Below are 22026 nucleotides of genomic sequence, written 5' to 3' on the forward strand. Positions count from 1 at the left end.
GAAAATGGAGCCCTTATTTGAAGGAAATATGCAATTGCAGCGGTTTGAAGGGAAAGGCGGTTGGACATATATACTGCTACCAAAGAACATCCGTGGAAACAACAAGGCATTCGGTGTGCGTAAAGTCAGCGGCTCTATCGATGCCTACAATTTTGAACTGGCACATCTAATGCCAATGAAAGGCGGGGATCTTTTCCTGCCGATCAATGCCGGGATACGTAAAAGCATCGGTAAAGAAGCGGGTGACAAGGTTATGTTGGTTTTGTTTTCTGCCGAGGCGCCTGTAGCAAAGTACCAGGACTTTTTTGATTGCTTGGACGATGAACCCGGGGCAAAAGAGTTTTATAATAGCTTAAATAAAGCTGGGCAACAAGCTTACCTGGATTGGATTTTCGAAACAGATTCGAGCGAAGTTCAAGTTGAGCGGATGGTGAAATCCTTGGAAAAACTAAGCAGGAGATTATTACATAAATAACGGAAATAATTATTTACAAAGTATAAAGAAGCCTTTATAAAGTTCTTGTAACAATGGTTGTAGGAACTTTATAAAGGCTTCCCTGTAATAAGCCGTTTTCATCACTCCAACATGAAAATTTCAATATAAAAATTTCAATTTTTGGCTACGCATATCCAGTGCGTAACGAGTACCTAATTTTACATCATACAAGGAACGGAACACACTTGTAAGAAAATGAAACGATGTAAACTAAATAATATAAATATTAATTGAACAAAGCCGAATATTGACCCCATGATCTTAAGGATCATGAATTGTTAACCCCGGATAATGTGAAACAACAGGATGGCAGGAATACAGCGGTTGATCTAGCGTAACAAGAAAAGCTTGTTGCCATTAAAGACACGAATATACAGTTGCATTCCCTTGTTTTGTAAACCCTAAAAGCCATGTATATACTGCATCCTGTTTCTCATTATCAAGAAAAATATCTTTAAACAAATGATAAGAAATTAGCACGAAGCATATTTAACCGGGTTACCTAGCTGATCGGAATTGCCATTTAACCGATTCGATCGCTGGAGCCACCGTAAAAGCTACCAGCGGTACGGGGTATAGCCCCATTATTTCGCCGGCATGCTAGGTACCCGGTTTCCCTTATTCGCAAAAGGCCGGATACTACTACCGTTTATCCTGAACCCTATGCCTGTTGGTTGATAAATGCCTATATCCTTTATACCTGTAAAGCGATAGGAGTAAACCGGCCCATGCGAAAAAAATTGCTGTTACCGGGAATGGCTGCTGGTCGTTTCCTTCCGGTTTCTTTTCGCGGAAACTGTTTCCCCCCCACGCTGCTACCTTTCATAACTTGCAGCCATCCCGGTGATTAGCTGCTTAGCCATAATTTTTGACCAATTTTCTCAGCATCTTATCTATGCCGCCGTTCTCTAACGGTGGCCAATTTTATGGATATTAACTTGTAATAACCAGGTTTATTACGAAAGAGGTATAAATTTTTATTAATGACATAATATTAGTTCCAAGTACCGCATGCAAAAGAGAAATACGCCCAGTGGTAAGAATGCGCAGCGGAATGTTTTTTATAAGGCGCTCCAGGCATCAATAGCTTTCAGATAAAAAAAATCGGCCCCAACTTTTGGCTGGAGCCGATCTTATCAGTTTATTGATACTCTTAAAAATTATATTCCAACAATTCTTGTAGGCTTAATAATTGTTGCTCTCCCGTATTCAAATTCTTCAAACTCAACTTGCCGGATTCCCGTTCAGAATCCCCGATGATAGCTACGTATGGAATTTCCCGCTTGTTGGCATACTTCATCTGCTTGTCCAGTTTGCTACTTTCCGGGTATATTTCGGACGAGATGCCGCTTTCCCGCAATTGCATCATGTATTGAAATGCGATCCCGGCATTCTCATCGCCCGTATTCAGGAAAATTACCTGGGTTGATTGCTGGGCCGTGGCCGGGAATAGTTGCAATTCTTCCAGCACATCGTATATTCTGTCTACACCGAAGGAAATACCGATCCCTGAAACGCCGGGCAAGCCAAACAAACCCGTCAGGTCATCATAACGACCGCCGCCGCCGATGCTGCCCATCTTCACGGTTTCCGGGGCTTTTACCTCGATAATCATCCCGGTGTAATAGTTTAATCCACGCGCTAATGTCAAATCGATGATCGGTTCCGTATTAAACTGGGTATATGGGTTATTGATTACAGCGGATAATTCTTCCACACCTTTCAGTCCGGTTTCAGATGGTTCGAACACTTTTCTTAACTGGTCCAATATTTCTTTATTGGTTCCGGTTATTGCAATAAAGTCCAGGATGATTTTGATATCAGCCTCGCTCAGCCCGCGGTTAAGCAATTCGTTCGTTACGCCACCTGCGCCGATCTTATCCAATTTATCTATAGAAATGGTGATATCGGTCAACAGGTCAGATTTACCAACCAACTCTGCCAAACCCGCCAATATTTTGCGGTTGTTGACCTTGATTTGATAACCTTCCATGCCGAGCTTGGTAAAAACGGTATCATAGATTTTCAACAATTCTACTTCGTTCATCAATGAATTACTGCCAATGATATCGGCATCGCATTGGTAAAATTCGCGGTAACGGCCCTTTGCAGGACGGTCGCCCCGCCAAACAGGCTGAATCTGGTACCTGCGGAAGGGAAAGGCGATCTCATGCTGGTTCATCACCACGTAACGGGCAAAGGGGATCGTGAGATCATACTTAAGGGCTTTCTCACAGAGCAGGTAACCCAGTTCCCGGCTATCTTTCGCTTGTTGAGCCCTCCCTAGGATGTCGCCGTTATCCAATATCTTGAAGATCAATTTATCGCCTTCTTCGCCATATTTTCCGTTCAAAGTCGTCAAATTCTCCATGGCAGGGGTTTCCAATGGTTGGAAGCCATACAGTTCAAATACGCCGCGGATCGTTTGAAAGATATAATTTCTTTTCCTCACCACCGCCGGACCAAAATCACGGGTACCTTTTGGAATACTAGGTTTTACCATTGTATATCGTGTATTATATTTTTTCTATTGTTTATTATTGATATGTAATTATCCTGCTATGCATTCAATCGTTCCAGCCGCTCTGAACAAGCATTGTAAAGCATTTCGTACACCGGTTCAAAAAGCGCATCATCATACCAGGGGTCGGGAACGGGCGATTGATCGGGCATCATGAGTGCCACCTTATCTTTATCCTTGGCAGATTTCGCTTTGCCGATCACATCCCGGTAATTATTGACATCCATCACAAAAATAATATCAAACTGTTCAAAATCGGCTGCATTAAATTGTCTGCCCCTTAAATGCGAGATATCTATCCCGTGTTTTTGAGCCACTTTTACCGAGCGCCGGTCGGGCGGGTCGCCAACGTGGTAGTTCGCCGTGCCGGCAGAATCTATCGTCCAATCGAGGCCAGTATTCTCCGCGAGGTGGCGCATGATCCCTTCCGCCAGGGGGGACCTGCAAATATTTCCCAAGCAAACCATTAAAATCTTCATAATACACTCATTTTTAACCGGCAGGCATTCCGGCTCGCAAACCTAGCCATTTTTTAGATTATTCACTAACCGGCTGCCGGGGAAATACACTGAAGGCAGCCAATAGCAAGTATTTAACAAAAAACGGGAAAAAATAATATGGAAATTTTTTCCGCCCGCATCTTATTATTGACGCCCGGATAGGGAAATAAAATGGTAAACATAAATACCTGGAAAATAAAGAATTAGCTGGATGGTAAAGGGTTTTAGAGGATGACAGGGCTAAGATTCCGGTTGGCCGTGATGCCGCGAAACCTGCGATAACATGAAAGTTTAATCGAATATTGACAGATTTGTGTTGCTGACTTCAAAACTTTTTTTTGTATAATTGTAATTTCTCAGCGAATTATGGCATCGACAAATTCAACAAGCAAACGTACCAATGTACGGTATCGACCGATGGGAGAATTGATCAGAGGTATAATTTTTATTTTATTTGCAGTCTACGTGATGTATGGACAACAATTGTTTAACGCTTCATTCGATATCTCGGAAACGGCGAAAATTATATTGACAATTGTTTTGGGAGGCTATGGATTATTCCGCGTTTACAGGGGATTAAAAGGTATTTTTTCTCACGAAGAAAGTAATTAATGGTATGAAAATGTTTAAGACGTCCCTTTTTAACAGGATCCTGGTAGGCCTCGCTATTGCAACTACAGTTACAGCTTGCGGGCCATCATCCAACAAGCAATTAGATACGACCACCAGTGGAACGATCCACATTTCGGTAGATGAAACGTATCAGCCATTAATCGAAGCCGAGATCAAAGTTTTTGAATCTATTTATCCGAAAGCCAAGATCATCGCCGAGTACAAACCGGAAGTAGATTGCTTTAAAGATCTTTTCGAAGACAGTACCCGCATGGTAATCGTTACCAGGGATCTCAACGAAGAAGAAAAAAAATATTTTAAAGATGAGTTGAAAATTACGCCTCGCAGCCTTACTTTGGCTACTGATGCTTTGGCGCTCATCATCAACCATGATAACCCGGATTCTTCCCTTACCATGGACCAAGTTAGGGCTATCATGAACGGTACTTACGACAAGGATTATCAACTGGTATTTGATAATCCGAATTCCAGTACCGTGAGGTATATCAAAGATTCCATTAACATGGGAAAACCGCTTCCATCCAGCACGATGGCAGCTAAAACGAATCCGGAAGTAGTGGATTACGTAACCAAAAATAAAAACGCGATCGGTGTCATCGGTGTCAACTGGATTTCCGATACCCGCGATGTAAACGTGGTGGAGTTTGCTAATCAAGTTACCGTATGCAGTTTGCGTGCAGATGATAACGTAGACTTCGTAAAGCCATATCAAGTTTATATAGCAACGAAATCGTATCCGCTAACAAGGGCTATGAATTACGTGCTCAAAGAACCACATCAAGGCTTAGGGCATGGATTTACCAACTTTTTAGCCAGCGAGGAAGGCCAGAAATTAATCGGCCGGTTCAAGCTATTCCCGGCTCGCCTGAACATCGTTTTCAGGGATGCCAACTTGAAATAACTATGCTAACGTAATAAAACACATACACAATTAAAAAACCTGGTTGCTCATGAACAGAAGGAACAGTATTCTGGTTGCAATGCTTTGCATCGCTAACGGTGCCATGGCACAGTCTGTGGAAGATGGTTTGAAGGATTTGTACTATGGCAAATACCACGCCGCTAAACAAGACTTTGAGAAAGTAATTGCAGCTAAACCAACAGAAGAAAAAGCCTATTACTATTTAGGTATTTCCGAACTTGGCCTGGAAAATACTTCCGCAGCAGCTGCAGCATTCACGAAAGGTCTGGCAGCAGTTCCTAACTCTCCATTATTAACCGTCGGTATGGGTCGTATTGATTTGATCAACGGCAAAGTGGACGCTGCCAAACTAAAATTTGAATCTGCTAGCACTGCTACAGAAGGACGTGACGGTGACGTAGCACGCGCTATCGCTGATGCCAACACCGAAGTAAAAGGCGGTGATAGGGGTTATGCTTTAAGCGTAATGCAACAATTACTGAATAACGAAGGCCGTAAAAGAAAGCATCAATACACGGCTACCGCGGCAGATTATATCGAGTTAGGGGATGCATACCGCTACCTCGGTGGTGAAAATGGTGGTAAAGCCATCACTGCTTACGAAAGCGCTACGGAATTGGAGCCTAAGAATGCGGAAGCAATCTTGAAACAAGGCTTGGTAAACTACAATGCCAACTTGTTGGAAAACGCCGTATCCGATATGGCAAGGGCCGGTGAAGTGGATCCGAACTATGCCCCGGCTTTCTTCGAATTGTACCAATTCTATTACACGCCGAAACCACGTCAATTCTCCCTTGAGAACGCTAAAACTTACTTGCAGAAGTACCTGGATGTAGCTGATCAAACCGATAAGGTGAAAAACAACTACTACCTGGCTTCCATCATGTTCTACGATAAGGATTATGATGGCGCGATCGCTAAAGCGGAAACTTTGTTGCCGGAAGCAAATGATACTTACAAAAGCAAAATTCAACGCTTGGTAGGGGATGCTTACCTGCAAAAAGGCGATTCCCTGAACGCTAAAAAATATATGGATGCACGTGTTGCTGCCGTAGGCGAAGAGAATTTGGAGACAAACGACTACAAATTGTTGGCTGCCATCTACGGTAAACTGGAATCTGCCGATTCTGCAACTAACGCCGACTATACCAACAAGGCTTCCCAGTACTTGGAGAAATACGCTTTAAGCGATTCTGCTGATTTAGATCGCTACCGCGAAGTAGCTACCTTGTTTAAAGATCAACGTAACTACGCGAAAGCTGCCGAGTGGTATGGTAAATTGTTGGAATTTAAAGATAACAACAGGGCTATCGAAGATCATTTCTTCAAAGGTATCTACGAAATTTACGGAGGTAAATATGAAGACGCCCAAGTCACTTGGAAAGCCTTTACAGAGAAATATCCTACGCAGGATAAAGGTTTCTACTGGTTAGGTATGGCGCACTTCGCTACCGATCCGGAAGCTAAAACCGATGGCGCTAAACCGGCTTTCGAAAAATATGTTGAAATGGCTGAACCCGAGTTCGATAAGAACAAGCGCCTGCTGTTGAAAGCATACACTTACCTGATGTTGTACAATTATCAAACCGATGATAAAGACAACATGCAAGTTTACATGGATAAGATCTTGAAGATCGATCCAAACGACGGTACCGTGGCACAGGTGAAAGAAATCGTGGCGAATGCTGATGCAGCTGCTGCTGCCGGGGCAAAATCCGCGGATTCTTCTAAAGGAGCCTCGGCACAAACACAAGGTAAATAATTATATATATTACCATATTTTGAAAGTGCATCCCGCCCGGGATGCACTTTTTTTTGCCCCAATTTTAACGTTTTCAGTCTAGGAATAAACCCTTTTATACCTTAAATTGTAATATACCCATTGGTAAGATTTCCCCATAAATACATCCCTAAACCGGAAGATTTTTGAATTCTTTACCATTTTTTGGCATTATTTTTTAATGTTATTTAAAACTTGCAGGCTGCATTTCAACATCAAGAAATATGTTTTAATTTAAATGTATGCCGGGCATGATACTCCAAACAAACACACTTATCATATTATAAAATTTTAATACACCCAAAAACAGGAAGCTCATGATGTATAGAAAAACCTTGTCAATAGTAGCTGGGCTGATTTTCGCGATGACCGGCGTAATGGCGCAATCGATGGATGATGGGTTCAAACAAATGTATTATGGCAATTACCAATCTGCCAAACAGGTATTTGAACAGGTTATTTCCTCGAAACCAACCGATGGAAGAGCTTATTATTATGCCGCCATGTCTCAATTAGGATTGGAAGATGAGGCCGGGGCAAAAGCAACCTTGCAAAAAGGAAGCGCGGCCGTTCCTAACGATCCTTTAATCATGGTCGGCCTGGGGCGTATCGACCTGGTAGAAGGGAATAGCGCTGCTGCCCGGCAGAAATTTGAAGCTGCACTTACCGCGACTAACAATAAAAATGGGGAAGTGTCCCGCGCCGTTGCCGATGCCAACACCGAAACCAAGGGAGGCGATCGTAAATATGCATTGGCCGTGATGGAGAAACTCTTCGATAATTCTTACGTGAAGAAAAGAGATCAGTACGAACCTACGGTCCAGGATCAAGTGGAGCTGGGGGATGCGTACCGCTACCTAGGTGGTGAATATGGCGGCAGGGCGATTAACGCGTACGAAAAGGCCCTGGAAATGGATCCTAAGTATGCCGAGGCCATCATGAAGCAGGGCCTGGTAAATTACAACGCTAACCTGTTGCAGCAAGCGGTGAATGATTTTGCCCATTCCACGGAGGTGGATCCGAAATATTCCCCTGCTTACTACGAATTATATCAATTTTACTTTACACAGAAAAAAAGCCAGTTCGACCTCGGTAAAGCCAAGCAATATTTGCAGAAATACTTGGAAACTGCCGACCCTTCCGACAGGATTAAGAACGAGTATTACCTGGCTTCTATCATGTTTTTCGACAAAGATTATGATGGCGCCATTACCAAGGCTCAAAGCCTGATGAGCATCGCCAACGATTCGTATAAAGCCAAGTTAAACCGCCTCATCGCGGATGCTTACTTACAGAAAGGTGATGCTGCGAAGGCACAGGAGGTATTGGACAAGTACGTGGCTTCGGTAGGTGAGGATAAATTGGAACCGCTGGATTACAAGATACTCAGCGAAGTATATGGTCATGTAAAAACAACGGATTCTACCACCCAAGCTGCCAATGAACAAAAGGCCTTGATGTACCTCGAAAAATTCGCGGAAAGCGATACTACCCTGGATGCCGACCGTATCGAGGAAGTGGCTAAAGCTTATACGAATGCCCGCGTGTTTACGAAAGCCGGGGAATGGTACCAAAAACTGGTAAACTATAAAACGAAGAAGAATACGCCGCCATCGGCTTTAGATTATTATAACGTGGGTTTGAGTTATTACCGCGCTGCCGCCGGTGAAACGATCGATACCAACTTGTTAAATAGGGCGGATACCGCTTTTGCCATGTTGGCCGAGAAATACCCGGATATTACTACCGGTCATTACTGGCGCGGTATGGCAAATGCAGGTAAGGATACAGAAGCAAAAAGCGGGGTTGCGAAACCTTATTTCGAGAAATATATCAGTATGGCCGAAGGGGATACGGAGAAGAATAAAGCCGGTTTGATCAAGGCGTATACATATATAATGGTATATTATTATAATATCAAGGATGAAGCGCAAATGAAGGTTTACATGGATAAACTGGCGCCGATTGACCCGCAAAATGAAGCGATGCTCCAGATTAAAGGTATCATGAGCGAGCAGAAATCACAGTCGAATAAATAAACCTCTTATTTAACTAAACCGGCGCCCGGTAAATATCTTTTTAAGATGATTGCCGGGCGCTTTTTTTGTATTTAGCCTACTGACTTTTTGTCGTACATACATCTATCTACCCTACTAATAGAGTAGGCTTTATGAAGATCTTTATTTTCAAAATTCCTGCTAATTTCTCTCCATTTTAACCAAAACTTTCAAAAATTATTGAAAGGATTGGAAATTATTTTCAACTTCTTAAAAAAATTTTGATACTCCTGGAGTGTACAAGTTTTCAACCAAATGAAGGATTTATTTGTTTCAACTTATATGGGTAATCTTTGTTGAAGCTCGCCCATGCCCGATTGTAGCCTACTGTATCTGAAACATGAAAAAGAAAGGGTATATACAAATCCGTCTGCCGGGTCTTATATATAGTAAATTTTCATAAGATTTTAATGCGTCATCGATTTGTATTTTCCCTCACATGAAGTATTTTTGCGCATTCGGAGAACTTATTACTGGGAAGCTTATGTTAATAGCCACTGAACTTTTGTCTGCTAACAACGCCCCGATCAGTTACTTGCCTATCTTGTTGCAACTGGTCGCGGCCGTCGGATTTGTTGGACTAACGATGTTAGGGACGCACTTTTTAGGTCCTAAACGTAAAACGAGCGACAAGCTCGTCAACTTCGAGAGCGGTATCGAGCAGCATGGAAATGCCCGCCGCCCTGTAGCCATTAAATACTTTCTCGTGGCTATCCTTTTCGTATTATTTGACGTGGAAGTGATCTTTTTCTACCCTTACGCCGTGAATTTCAGGGAACTGGGTTGGGAAGGTTTCCTAGCCGTGGTGATGTTCGTTGCTTTCTTCGTGTTAGGCTTCATCTATATCGTGAAGAAAGGCGCCCTGCAATGGGAAGATTAACCGATTCGTATAACACGATATTATATATGATACTGGTAAGGGGCTGATTTTGTAGGTAGAACGTTAATTTTTCCCTTTTAATCCCGCTCTTATTAGTATAGTACCAGGAAAGTAAGGAACTTTGTAGTAGCGCGTACCGGTTAAATGGTATGCCGTGGTGTTTGAGAAAATTCTTTTTAACCGAATTAATTTTAGGAAAGATGACACGTCCGGTTCAATTTAATGAAAAAGTAAAGGTGGTGGATATCCCGGAAGGTTATTCTGGAGAGGGATTTTACGCTACCAGTTTTGATAAAGCGATCGGCCTGGCCCGTAAAAACTCGATCTGGCCTTTGCCATTCGCAACTTCTTGCTGCGGTATCGAGTTCATGGCCACGATGGCAGCAACATACGATATTGCCCGTTTCGGTTCCGAGAGGATGGGTTTTACACCCCGTCAATGTGATTTGTTGATGGTAATGGGTACAATTTCTAAAAAAATGGCGCCGGTTTTACGCCAGGTGTATATCCAAATGGCTGAACCCCGTTGGGTAATGGCCGTGGGTGCTTGCGCGAGCAGCGGCGGTATTTTTGATACTTACTCGGTGTTACAAGGTATCGACCAGGTGATTCCCGTGGATGTGTACGTACCGGGTTGCCCGCCGAGACCGGAAGGTATTATCGACGGTTTTATGCGTATCCAGGATTTAGTACACAACGAAAGTTTGCGTAGAAGGCACTCCGATAAATACAAGGAACTGATGAACTCTTACGGTATTCAATAATACTACCGCTAAGAGTTTTTCTTTTTTAGTGCAACGGGATCATTGTAATTAGGCTTATTTAATTCGAAAATAGATTATCGTAAATGTCTTTGACAAACGAGCAAATAAAAAACGCGCTGGAAGCGAAATTCGGAACTGATGTGAATACCTTCGAGGAATCTTTCGGGATGATGAGTTTCCATGCCCCGAAGGATCTTAACCTGAAAGTGTTGCAGTTCCTTTTTGATGATGAAACTTTGCGCTTCCGCTTTTTGACGGATATTACTGCCGTGCATTACCCGGACAGGGTAGGCGAAGAGCTGGCCGTGGTATATCACCTGCATAACATGATCGATAATGTTAGGCTCCGTTTTAAAGTGTTTACTTCCATCAAGGATCCGAAAATCTTTACAGCTACACGCCTGTATGAATCTGCCAACTGGATGGAACGCGAAACTTACGATTTCTTCGGTATTGACTTCGTGGGGCACCCGAACCTGATCCGTATCCTGAATGTTCCTGAAATGGATTACTTCCCGATGCGTAAGGAGTTCCCGTTGGAAGATCAAACCCGAATTGATAAAGATGATGAAATGTTCGGTCGCGGTGGTAAGGATGATATCGTACATCCCTGATCCCGCGCGATAGTGACAAGTGAAATGAAATAATCATGTAATTATTACCCGGGCGCAAACCCGGTTCAATCTAATAAGGAAGGATATGTTAGAGCAGCCAAATATAAACCTGCCGGAAGGCTCCATCGAGAAGACCACGAACACGCTCAACCTGGGTCCTACGCACCCTGCTACGCACGGGGTGTTTCAAAACGTGCTCGAGATGGATGGCGAACGCGTAGTTTCCGCCGTTTCCACCGTGGGATATATTCACCGTGCCTTTGAAAAATTAGCCGAGCGCAGGCCTTATTACCAGGTTACGCCGTTAACGGATCGTCTTAACTATTGTTCTGCTCCTATCAACAACCTCGGTTGGCATCTTACCGTGGAGAAATTGCTCGGCATCGAGGTACCCAAAAGGGTGGATTACCTCCGCGTGATCGTGATGGAGCTGGCCCGTATCGCGGATCACCTGATCTGTAACTCCGTTGTGGGTGTTGATAGCGGCGCTTTCTCCGGTTTCTTGTACGTGATGCAGTACCGCGAGTTGATTTATGAAATTTACGAGGAAGTGTGCGGCTCCCGCCTCACGACTAATATTGGCCGTATCGGTGGTTTCGAAAGGAATTTTACCGGTGTTGCCTTCCAAAAAATCCAGAAGTTTTTAGATGAATATCCTGCCGTGTTGAAAGAATTTGAAACCCTCTTTACCCGCAACAGGATCTTCATGGAAAGAACGCAAGGCGTTGGCCCGATTAGTGCGGAACGCGCCCTGAACTACGGTTTCACAGGCCCCAACTTGAGGGCGGCCGGCGTGGATTACGATGTACGCATCGCCAACCCATATTCTTCTTACCAAGATTTTGAATTCTCGATCCCGGTAGGTACTACGGGAGATACATACGACAGGTTCCTGGTGCGTAACGCGGAGATGTGGCAAAGCATCAGCATCATTAGGCAAGCGATGGAAAAGCTGAAGGATTTACCGGGTGATGTTTTCCATGCCGATGTACCGGCTTACTACCTTCCCGAGAAAGATGATGTTTATACCAAGATGGAAGCCTTGATCTATCACTTCAAGATCGTGATGGGTGAAACGGAAATTTTACCGGGAGAACTGTACAACGCCGTGGAAGGCGCCAATGGTGAACTAGGTTTTTACCTGATCAGCGATGGCGGTCGCTCCCCGTACCGTTTGCATTTCCGCCGTCCCTGCTTCATTTATTACCAGGCATATCCCGAACTGATTAAGGGCAGCATGCTGAGTGATGCGATCCTTTGCATGAGTAGCTTGAACCTGATCGCGGGAGAACTGGATGCGTAAGCACGGAATAGAAATTTTAAAGCATTAACGAACAAAATATCATATAGCTGTGGCTCAATTTTCGGAAGAGAAACTGCAAAAAGTAAAAGAAATCATCGCGCGGTACCCAGAGGGGCGTCAAAAGAGCGCATTGATACCCGTATTGCACCTGGCGCAGGAAGAATTTGACGGCTGGCTGAGCGCAGATACGATGGATTACGTGGCCTCGCTGTTGCAACTGGAGTCGATCGAAGTATACGAAGTAGCGACCTTTTACAGTATGTTTAACCTGAAACCCGTTGGTAAATACGTTTTCGAAGTTTGCCAAACCGGTCCTTGCATGTTGAACGGGTCAGACCAGATCATTTCTTATATCAAGGATAAGCTCGGTATCGGCGTAGGGGAAACCACGCATGATGGCCTGTTTACTTTAAAAACAGTGGAATGCCTCGGCGCTTGCGGTTATGCCCCGATGATGCAATTGGGCAAGCATTTCCGCGAACACTTAACACCTGCGAAGGTGGATGCCATCATCGCGGAATGTAAAGCTGCGCAAGGCAATTAATCATGGCTGCCGGGTAGCGATCTTGCAGATGCAGTGTGCGACGCAAGGATGGTGAAGAGAGATACGGAAGCCGGTTCAATAAATATAAAACAGACAAGCATAGGGCGCCGCCCGAATGAAAAACGCTCGACAATGGGACGTAAATTATTACTCGACAAAGCTCATATAGAAGGAATCAGGTATTACAAGACGTACCGTGACAACGGTGGATATGCTGCCGCGGAGAAAGTGTTGAAGAACATGAGCCCCGACCAGGTGGTGGAAGAAGTGAAGAAAAGTGGCTTGCGTGGCCGTGGTGGTGCGGGTTTCCCTACCGGTTTGAAATGGAGCTTCCTGGCTAAGCCGGAAGGTGTGCCCCGTTACCTCGTATGTAACGCGGATGAATCGGAACCAGGTACGTTTAAAGACCGCTACCTGATGGAATTTATCCCGCACTTGTTGATCGAAGGTTTGTTGATTTCCAGCTTCGCGCTGGGCGCCAACACCACCTATATTTACATCCGCGGGGAATATGCCTGGATCCCGGATATCTTGGAACAAGCTATCAGCGAAGCCAAGGAAGCCGGATGGTTGGGTAAAAATATACAGGGAACAGGCTTCGACCTGGAGATTTACGTGCAGCGTGGTGCAGGTGCATATATCTGCGGTGAAGAAACGGCCCTGATCGAATCATTGGAAGGGAAACGTGGTAACCCCCGTATCAAACCGCCATTCCCGGCGGTGAAGGGTTTGTACCAATGCCCAACCGTGGTCAATAACGTGGAAACACTAGCTACCGTTGTGCCGATCATCAACATCGGTGGTGAAGAATATGCGAAATACGGCACCGGCAAATCTACCGGTACCAAGTTGATTTCTGCCTGCGGTAATATCAATAAACCGGGGGTGTATGAAATCGAGATGAACATCTCCGTGGAAGAGTTTATCTATTCCGAGGAATACTGCGGCGGCATCCCGAACGGGAAACGCCTCAAGGCATGTATCCCCGGAGGATCTTCCGTTCCGATTGTACCGGCTAACTTACTGTTGAAAACAGCTAAGGGCGAGGCCCGCATGATGACTTACGAGAGTTTGAGCGATGGCGGTTTTGCAACCGGTACGATGATGGGCTCCGGCGGGTTCATCGTGTTGGATGAAGATCAATGCGTGGTTCGTCATACGATGACCCTGGCGCGTTTCTACCATCACGAGAGCTGCGGGCAATGTAGCCCTTGCCGCGAAGGAACCGGGTGGATGGAGAAAGTATTGAAGAAGATAGAAACAGGTAAAGGAACCTTAGAAGATATTGACTTGTTGTGGGATATTCAACGCAGGATCGAGGGGAATACGATTTGCCCGCTGGGTGACGCCGCCGCTTGGCCGGTAGCCGCCGCGATCCGCCATTTCCGCGATGAGTTTGAATGGCACGTAACGCATCCCGAAGAAGCGCAGCTGCGCAGCTTCGGACTGGCACATTATGCCGATCCGTTACCGGTGCCGGAAGCTACCGTTTAAAAATATTTTTCTTGTGCCGCCTGCCCGGTTGTATTGTTGCAACCAGTACCCGGTACAATGGAATTGCTAAGTTGTTATAACAATGTCTGAAGAGAAAAAATTATTCAAGGTTAAGATCGACAACATTTCCGTGGAAGTGGAACCGGGTACTACCATCCTGAATGCCGCGCGGAAAATAGGGGGAGACATCGTGCCACCGGCCATGTGTTACTATTCCAAATTGCAAGGCAGCGGCGGTAAATGCCGTACCTGCTTGGTGAAAGTAACGAAAGGCAGCGATGCCGATCCAAGGCCGATGCCGAAGTTGGTAGCCAGTTGCCGTACCACCGTGATGGACGGGATGGAAGTGGCTAACATTACCTCTCCCGAAGTAGTGGATGCACGTAAGGGCGTAGTGGAGTTCCTGTTGCTCAATCACCCCTTGGATTGCCCGGTTTGTGACCAGGCCGGTGAATGCCACCTGCAAGACCTCAGCTATGAACACGGTGTGGATACTACCCGTTACGAGTTCGGTCGCAGGACTTTTGAAAAGATTGACATCGGGGATAAGATTCAACTGCATATGACACGTTGCATCTTATGCTACCGTTGTGTATATACTGCCGATCAATTAACGGAGAAACGTCAACACGGGATTTTAGGTCGCGGTGATGTTTCCGAGATCAGCACTTACATTCAGCAAAACCTGGACAATGATTTTATCGGGAACGTGATCGACGTGTGCCCGGTAGGCGCATTGACCGACAAAACATTCCGCTTCAAGAACCGCGTATGGTTTTTGAAACCGGTAGATGCCCATAGGAATTGCGATAAATGTAGCGGTAAAGTAGCGTTGTGGTTGCGTGGTAACGAAGTGTTCCGCGTAACGGCACGTAAAGATAAATACGGTGAAGTAGAAGAGTTTATCTGTGATACCTGCCGGTTTGATAAGAAAGAAGCGAGCGATTGGACGATCGAGGGACCGAGGAAGATTGACCGCCAAAGCGTGATTTCGCAAGGTCACTACGTGGGCGTAAAGGAGCCGAAGGAAACTTTACCGAAGGTAATGGATGGCCGCCAACCGAAACTGTTGATGGATATCCACAGCGTGAGCCAGGTCAACAGGCAAGATGTAGATTTGAGCAAGATTGAAGGCCCGGCGCATTCCGATGATTTTGACAAAAGCAACAGTGTAAAATAATTAGCTACTAAGAAAATGATGTTATTGAATCTCAACATAGAATGGGCTTTTATCCTGGAAAAAATATTGCTGATTTCCGCGATATTGGGAATTTCCTTGCTCATCGCGATGTATGAAACATGGGCAGAACGTAAAGTAGCTGCCTGGATACAAGATCGTCGCGGGCCGAGTAGGGCGGGTCCATTGGGTTTGTTGCAACCTTTGGCCGATGGTGGTAAATTATTCTTTAAAGAAGAGATCATCCCGGCAAATTCTAACAGGTTCCTGTTTATCTTGGGGCCATCCTTGGCGATGTTGGTAGCTTGTATGACCGGCGCCGTTATTCCTTGGGGAGATACTTTGCATTTCGGGGATTACAGCGTATCGCTGCAAGTAGCGGATGTGAACATCGGCGTGCTGTATATCTTCGCGATCGTGAGTTTCGGTGTTTACGGAATCATGCTGGGTGGCTGGGCATCCAACAACAAGTATTCCTTGTTGGCAGCTATCCGCGGCGCTTCGCAAATCATTTCTTACGAGTTGGCGATGGGGCTTGCCTTGATTGCCTTATTGATGGTAACGGGTACCCTGAGCTTGAAAGAGATCGTGGAGCAACAACGTCCCGGCATCTTAAGTTGGAACGTGGTAGCGCAACCCCTGGGTTTCATCATTTTCCTGATTTGCGCCTTTGCAGAATGTAACCGTGCGCCATTCGATTTACCGGAAGCGGAAAACGAACTGAACGGTGGATACCACTTGGAATATTCTTCCATGAAGCTGGGTTTCTTCCTGTTCGCGGAATATATCAACATGTTTGTAAGTTCTGCCCTGATGGCAACATTGTACTTCGGCGGATACTCCTTCCCTGGTATGGATAGTTTGCCATTCAGCCCGAACGTGATCACGTTATTAGGAGTAGGGGCATTATTTATCAAGACCTTTATCTTCATCTTCTTCTTCATGTGGGTGCGTTGGACATTGCCGCGTTTCCGTTATGACCAGTTGATGGATTTGGGATGGAAAGTGTTGATACCATTATCATTGATCAACATGTTACTCACGGGAGCATTCATCCTGTGGAGACAATAAGGATATGAAGAAGACGCTTGCAGATGTACCCCATTATTTTTGGGGAGATGGATGCGAAGGTTGGAGGATGGTAGAGAGCGACAGTTTGTCGATTATCCGTGAAAAGATGCCCCCGGGTACGTCGGAACAATTACATTACCATCAGCAAGCGCAGCAGTTCTTTTATATGTTAAGCGGGGAAGCGAGGTTCGAGATAGCGGGAGAGAGCACGGTAGTGAAAGCCGGGGAAGGCATCAGGATCATGCCCGGTTTGAAACACCGTATCCTGAATGAGAGCGGGGTGGCGATTGAATTTATCGTAACATCGGCACCGGCTACCCGCGGGGATAGAATTAACTGCGAAACATTGTAAAATAGCGCTTCAGCGAGAGGTGAAGCAACATATAAAATTTGCCGTATGCAACATTTAACTGGTAGGGCGTCATTAGTTGACAGGAGACCTATGACATTCATGGAAAAGATGTATATCCCGGCAATCGCCAAGGGATTAGGAATTACCATGAAACACCTTTTCAAGAAGAAAGTGACCGTGAGTTTCCCGGAAGAGAAGCGTAAGTTCTCACCGGTATTCCGTGGGCTGCATATCCTGAACCGTGATGAGGATGGACGTGAAAGGTGTACCGCTTGCGGTTTATGTGCCGTGGCTTGTCCTGCCGAAGCCATCACGATGGAAGCAGCAGAGCGTAAGCCCGGGGAAGAGCACCTGTACCGCGAGGAAAAATATGCTGCGCGTTACGAGATTAACATGTTGCGTTGCATTTTCTGTGGATTTTGCGAGGAAGCTTGTCCTAAGCAGGCGATTTATTTAACGGAAACATTCCCGCCATCACATTACCAACGTTCCGGATTTATATATGGTAAAGACGATTTGTTGATACCGGATCCTAAACACCCGGTGGAGACGACAAAAACACAAGGATAAACCAAACAATACCTGTAACAGCGTATATATCTAAACATTAGAAGGGAATGGATCTTCAATTAATATTTTTCATTTTGCTTTCCGCCATGGCGATTGCCGGGGCATTGGGCGTTATTTTGAGTAAAAGCCCGGTCAATAGTGTATTGAGCCTGATTGTAACCTTCGTGGCAATTTCCGGTCATTACCTGTTGTTGAACGCGCAATTTTTAGCGGTGGTAAACCTGATCGTGTATGCAGGAGCCATCATGGTATTGTTCCTGTTCGTGATCATGTTGATGAACTTGAATGCCGATATAGAACCGCAGAAACGTAACTGGTTGAAGTATGCAGGGGTACTGAGCGGTGGTATGTTGTTGTTCGTGATCGTGGCAGCCTTGCGCGATGCCAGTATGCCCAGCTTGCAACCCGAAGCTACCGAGATCGGTTTGATCAAGAACCTGGGTAAAACCTTATTCTCAAAATACGTGGTGCCATTTGAAATCGCGAGCGTACTGTTTTTAAGTGCGATGATCGGTGCCGTGGTGATTGGTAAAAAAGATTAATCCACTAAAAATAATATAGCAAATGCCTATTCAATACTATATTTTCCTGAGCATTGCATTATTCTGTATAGGGATCATGGGAGTTTTGATGCGCCGTAATGCCATCATCATCTTCATGTGTATCGAGTTGATGTTGAATGCAGTAAACCTGTTGCTGGTAGCCTTTTCAAAAATGTGGGCCGAAGCCGGGAAAGTGGATGCCGCCTCGGCGCAAATCTTCGTATTCTTTATCATGGTAGTAGCCGCCGCGGAAGTGGTCATCGGCTTGGCCGTGATCGTGATGATGTACCGGAATACGCATTCCGTGGATATCAATTTGCTGAGTAGGTTGAAGAATTAATACTCGGGCTTTCCAAAAAAATATTATCAAGCAACAATTCTAATAGAAGATCAATGATAAATCTCGTTTGGCTGGTACCATTATTACCGTTGTTAGGATTCCTGGTCAATGGTTTGCTCAGGAAGCGTTTATCCAAAGGACTTGTAGGTTTTATTGGCAGTGGTACCGTGCTTGCCGGTTTTGTAATTAGCTTACTTATTTTCATGGAAGTGAAGACCGAAGGTTTTACTTCCCAAATCGTTCACCTGTTCGATTTCATCAAGGTGGGTGCCTTCACGGTGCCGTTCTCCTTCCAGGTGGACCAGTTGAGCGCATTATTCTTACTGATTATCACGGGCGTCGGTTCGCTGATCCATATTTACTCTACGGCTTACATGCACGACGAAACAAACGAAGGCTTTGCCCGTTATTTCGCTTATCTCAACCTGTTCGTGTTCTCGATGTTGCTGCTCGTATTGGGTGGTAACTACGTGATGATGTTTATCGGTTGGGAAGGTGTAGGTCTATGTTCTTACCTGTTGATCGGTTTCTGGTTCAAGAACCCGGAATTCAACAAGGCAGCGAACAAAGCCTTTATCATGAACCGTATCGGTGACCTGGGATTTTTATTAGGCATCTTCCTGATGATTACCCAGTTCGGAACGGTAACATTCGGCAATGTATTCGCCCAGGTTCCTGGCTTGGGAAATAACTCCCCTGTACTGATTGCCATCGCGATGTTGTTGTTCATTGGAGCGATGGGTAAATCGGCACAGATACCTTTATATACCTGGTTGCCGGACGCGATGGCGGGGCCTACCCCCGTATCGGCATTGATCCACGCCGCAACGATGGTAACGGCCGGTATTTACATGGTAGCGCGTAGCAACGTGATTTATACCTTGGCACCGAGCATCCAGATGGTGGTAGCTATTATCGGCGCCGCTACAGCAGTTATGGCAGCCAGCATTGCCTTGAAACAAAACGATATTAAGAAAGTGTTGGCTTACTCAACCGTGAGCCAGCTAGGATATATGTTCCTTGCTTTGGGCGTAGGAGCATATACCGCGGCAGTGTTTCACGTAATGACACATGCCTTCTTCAAAGCGTTATTATTCTTGGGCTCAGGTTCCGTGATCCACGCGATGGGTGGCGAGCAAGATATCCGCAAGATGGGTGGCTTGAAGAAATATATGCCAACAACCAACATTACGTTCTTGATCGGTTGCTTGGCCATTGCAGGGATACCCGGTTTCTCGGGATTCTTCTCGAAAGATGAAATCCTGGCAAATACGTTTGCCTCCAGCCCGATCCTTTGGGCAGTAGGATTGTTCGGCGCCTTGATGACCGCCTTCTATATGTTCCGCTTGTACTACATGACCTTCAGCGGTAGTTTCCGTGGTACGCAAGAACAGGAACATCATTTACATGAAAGCCCGGTAGCGATCACGCTACCCTTGATTATATTGGCAATTTTGAGTGTTATCGGCGGTTATATTGGATTGCCTGAAGTATTTGGAACGAAGCACTTGTTGGCAGAATATTTATCACCCGTATTTGCACCGTCCGCACCATACGCGCAGGAGCATCATTTGAGCCATTCATTAGAATGGATATTGATGGGAATTTCCAGCGTGCTGGTAATCGCGATGATTTTCTGGGCTAAAGGGAAATATGCCGCATGGAAAGACCAGGGACAAGAAAACACCGGCTTCGCGAAATTCCTGGAAGATAAATGGAAAGTGGATGAGTTGTATGATGCGATCATCGTTAGACCGTTATTTTCCCTGTCTAAATTCTTCCAAGACGGTATCGAGAAATCCGGTATCGATGCCCTGGTGAACGGAATCGGTAAAGGGGTACAATGGGGCAGCAACCAGGTTCGCTTATTACAGAATGGGCAGGTAGGTTTTTACGTATTTGCCATGGTAATAGGTATGATCGTGTTGTTGTTGATCAGTTTGTTTATTTAATAGAAAGCGGAATCTACAGATATAAGCGTACTTAAAATTATGTTGACAGTTTTATTAATATTGATTCCTTTAGTAACGGGCCTGGTTTCATTTGGTCTGAAAGGATCCGGTAGCAAGGTGCTGGGCATCATCTCTACACTAGCCACCCTGGCAGTAACAGCCTTGGCATGTTGCCAGTTTAAAACGGCTCCCGAAGCCTTGCAATTTACCGCGAGCTGGATTCCCCAACTAGGGAGCAACTTCAGCGTGGGCCTAGATGGGATGGCTTTGGTGTTGTGTTTATTGACAGCTATTTCTTATCCGCTGATCTTTATGATCAGTTATAATAAATCATACGAAAACCCGGGTAGTTTTTACGGGTTGCTTTTATTGGCACAGGCAGGTTTGATGGGTGTATTTACCGCTTACGATGCCTTGTTGTTCTACGTATTCTGGGAATTAGCATTGATACCTGTTTACTTCCTTTGCTCTACATGGGGCGGCGAAAGGAGAATCCCGGTTACCTTTAAATTCTTCATCTATACATTTGCCGGTTCATTATTGATGCTGGTAGGTTTGATCTACCTGTATTTCCAAACGCCGGATCATTCTTTTAGCTATAGCACCTTTACAAGTTTATCTTTATTGCCGAGCGAGCAAGCGTGGTTATTCTGGTTATTCTTCATAGCCTTCGCTATCAAGATGCCGATCTTCCCGTTCCATACCTGGCAGCCCGATACTTACGATCAATCCCCGACCCCGGTAACGATGGTACTTTCAGGTATCATGGTAAAGATGGGTTTATTCGGTTTGTTGCGTTGGTTGTGGCCCGTTTTACCGCAGGGAGCGAGCATGTGGGCAGAGGTAGCGATCGTATTGTCGATCATCGGTATCGTGTATGCCTCTTGCATCGCGATTTTACAAAGTAATATCAAGAAGATGATCGCGTATTCATCCATCGCGCACATCGGTTTGATGAGCGCCGCGATCTTTGCACATAATAATCAAAGTTTGGATGGTGTGATGTTGCAAATGTTTAACCACGGTATTAACATCATCGGTTTATGGATGATCGTGGAAGTGATCGAGAACCGTTTGAAGATCAAGGATATGAGCGAGATGGGTGGTTTGGCCACCTATGCGCCCAAGATGAGTATCTTCTTGGTCATTATCAGCTTGGCAAATATCGCTTTACCGTTAACGAATGGTTTCGTGGGAGAGTTTTTGATGTTTAGCGGTTTGTTCCAATATAATTACTGGTTCATGGCAATCGCGGGTTTGGGAATCATCTTGGCAGCAGTGTACATGTTGAGGATGATCCAGAAGGTGATTTTCGGGGAATCCAATTCGTTGACCAAGCAGTTTACCGACTTGAGCGCCGGGGAAACATTCGCCTTGGTGATTGTTGTTGCGATCATCTTCGTATTGGGCGTTTACCCGCAGCCGGTATTAGATATCGTGCATCAAACCACGGTATCCCTGTTGAATTAATATTAAACCGTTTCGTGCCCCGCGCACGGATACATAGCATTCTA

General features: G+C 45.3%; 21 protein-coding genes. 19 read left to right on the forward strand and 2 right to left on the reverse strand.

Annotation, left to right across the window (positions count from 1 at the left end):
• Positions 1 to 4 precede the first annotated feature (4 nt).
• Positions 5 to 475: a YdeI/OmpD-associated family protein gene (locus COR50_RS08690; RefSeq protein WP_098193625.1), complete on the forward strand. Its 471-nt coding sequence runs from the start codon at positions 5 to 7 to the stop codon at positions 473 to 475.
• A gap of 1174 nt (positions 476 to 1649) precedes the next feature.
• Here COR50_RS08690 and hisS read toward each other — a convergent pair.
• Complete coding sequence (gene hisS, locus COR50_RS08695) at positions 1650 to 2999, reverse strand: histidine--tRNA ligase (protein ID WP_098193626.1); 1350 nt, start codon at positions 2997 to 2999, stop codon at positions 1650 to 1652.
• Positions 3000 to 3055: 56 nt separating this feature from the next.
• Positions 3056 to 3496: a low molecular weight protein-tyrosine-phosphatase gene (locus COR50_RS08700; RefSeq protein WP_098193627.1), complete on the reverse strand. Its 441-nt coding sequence runs from the start codon at positions 3494 to 3496 to the stop codon at positions 3056 to 3058.
• A gap of 387 nt (positions 3497 to 3883) precedes the next feature.
• Here COR50_RS08700 and COR50_RS08705 point away from each other — a divergent pair, with 387 nt between their 5' ends.
• The 18 genes from COR50_RS08705 to COR50_RS08790 all read left to right on the forward strand — a co-directional run bounded on the left by COR50_RS08705 (position 3884) and on the right by COR50_RS08790 (position 21982).
• Complete coding sequence (locus COR50_RS08705) at positions 3884 to 4129, forward strand: hypothetical protein (protein WP_157760701.1); 246 nt, start codon at positions 3884 to 3886, stop codon at positions 4127 to 4129.
• A gap of 10 nt (positions 4130 to 4139) precedes the next feature.
• A complete protein-coding gene (locus COR50_RS08710) occupies positions 4140 to 5051 on the forward strand; it encodes a PstS family phosphate ABC transporter substrate-binding protein (RefSeq protein WP_157760703.1) in 912 nt (303 codons plus the stop codon).
• A 49-nt stretch (positions 5052 to 5100) separates the two neighbouring features.
• Complete coding sequence (locus tag COR50_RS08715; protein WP_098193630.1) at positions 5101 to 6834, forward strand: tetratricopeptide repeat protein; 1734 nt, start codon at positions 5101 to 5103, stop codon at positions 6832 to 6834.
• Between the two features lie 335 nt (positions 6835 to 7169).
• Positions 7170 to 8891, forward strand: coding sequence for a tetratricopeptide repeat protein (locus tag COR50_RS08720; RefSeq protein ID WP_157760705.1), 1722 nt, complete (start codon positions 7170 to 7172; stop codon positions 8889 to 8891).
• Positions 8892 to 9393: 502 nt separating this feature from the next.
• Entirely contained in the window at positions 9394 to 9789 is a 396-nt protein-coding gene (locus COR50_RS08725) for an NADH-quinone oxidoreductase subunit A (protein WP_098196150.1), read from the forward strand.
• 200 nt (positions 9790 to 9989) lie between these two features.
• Positions 9990 to 10553 carry an NADH-quinone oxidoreductase subunit B gene (locus COR50_RS08730; RefSeq protein WP_098193632.1) on the forward strand — a complete coding sequence of 188 codons (564 nt, stop codon included), beginning with the start codon at positions 9990 to 9992 and terminating at the stop codon, positions 10551 to 10553.
• Between the two features lie 83 nt (positions 10554 to 10636).
• Positions 10637 to 11167: an NADH-quinone oxidoreductase subunit C gene (locus tag COR50_RS08735; RefSeq protein ID WP_098193633.1), complete on the forward strand. Its 531-nt coding sequence runs from the start codon at positions 10637 to 10639 to the stop codon at positions 11165 to 11167.
• An 85-nt stretch (positions 11168 to 11252) separates the two neighbouring features.
• Positions 11253 to 12470, forward strand: coding sequence for an NADH-quinone oxidoreductase subunit D (locus tag COR50_RS08740; protein ID WP_098193634.1), 1218 nt, complete (start codon positions 11253 to 11255; stop codon positions 12468 to 12470).
• Positions 12471 to 12519: 49 nt separating this feature from the next.
• Positions 12520 to 13014 (forward strand): NADH-quinone oxidoreductase subunit NuoE family protein, encoded by a 495-nt coding sequence (locus tag COR50_RS08745; protein ID WP_098193635.1) that lies wholly within the window; start codon positions 12520 to 12522, stop codon positions 13012 to 13014.
• Between the two features lie 132 nt (positions 13015 to 13146).
• Positions 13147 to 14508 carry an NADH-quinone oxidoreductase subunit NuoF gene (gene nuoF, locus COR50_RS08750; RefSeq protein ID WP_098193636.1) on the forward strand — a complete coding sequence of 454 codons (1362 nt, stop codon included), beginning with the start codon at positions 13147 to 13149 and terminating at the stop codon, positions 14506 to 14508.
• Between the two features lie 82 nt (positions 14509 to 14590).
• A complete protein-coding gene (locus tag COR50_RS08755) occupies positions 14591 to 15688 on the forward strand; it encodes a 2Fe-2S iron-sulfur cluster-binding protein (protein WP_098193637.1) in 1098 nt (365 codons plus the stop codon).
• Between the two features lie 15 nt (positions 15689 to 15703).
• On the forward strand, positions 15704 to 16756 hold the full coding sequence (nuoH, locus tag COR50_RS08760; RefSeq protein WP_232516317.1) for an NADH-quinone oxidoreductase subunit NuoH: 1053 nt from the start codon (positions 15704 to 15706) through the stop codon (positions 16754 to 16756).
• 4 nt (positions 16757 to 16760) lie between these two features.
• Positions 16761 to 17108 carry a cupin domain-containing protein gene (locus COR50_RS08765; protein ID WP_098193638.1) on the forward strand — a complete coding sequence of 116 codons (348 nt, stop codon included), beginning with the start codon at positions 16761 to 16763 and terminating at the stop codon, positions 17106 to 17108.
• A gap of 45 nt (positions 17109 to 17153) precedes the next feature.
• Positions 17154 to 17678: an NADH-quinone oxidoreductase subunit NuoI gene (gene nuoI / locus COR50_RS08770; RefSeq protein WP_098193639.1), complete on the forward strand. Its 525-nt coding sequence runs from the start codon at positions 17154 to 17156 to the stop codon at positions 17676 to 17678.
• 47 nt (positions 17679 to 17725) lie between these two features.
• Positions 17726 to 18220 carry an NADH-quinone oxidoreductase subunit J family protein gene (locus COR50_RS08775; protein WP_098193640.1) on the forward strand — a complete coding sequence of 165 codons (495 nt, stop codon included), beginning with the start codon at positions 17726 to 17728 and terminating at the stop codon, positions 18218 to 18220.
• 22 nt (positions 18221 to 18242) lie between these two features.
• Positions 18243 to 18560, forward strand: a complete 318-nt coding sequence (nuoK, locus tag COR50_RS08780) for an NADH-quinone oxidoreductase subunit NuoK (protein ID WP_098193641.1) — start codon at positions 18243 to 18245, stop codon at positions 18558 to 18560.
• Between the two features lie 53 nt (positions 18561 to 18613).
• On the forward strand, positions 18614 to 20512 hold the full coding sequence (gene nuoL, locus COR50_RS08785; RefSeq protein WP_098193642.1) for an NADH-quinone oxidoreductase subunit L: 1899 nt from the start codon (positions 18614 to 18616) through the stop codon (positions 20510 to 20512).
• A 39-nt stretch (positions 20513 to 20551) separates the two neighbouring features.
• Positions 20552 to 21982 (forward strand): complex I subunit 4 family protein, encoded by a 1431-nt coding sequence (locus COR50_RS08790; RefSeq protein ID WP_098193643.1) that lies wholly within the window; start codon positions 20552 to 20554, stop codon positions 21980 to 21982.
• Positions 21983 to 22026 lie beyond the last annotated feature (44 nt).

This window comes from Chitinophaga caeni (assembly GCF_002557795.1).
GTDB classification, from domain to species: Bacteria; Bacteroidota; Bacteroidia; order Chitinophagales; family Chitinophagaceae; genus Chitinophaga; species Chitinophaga caeni.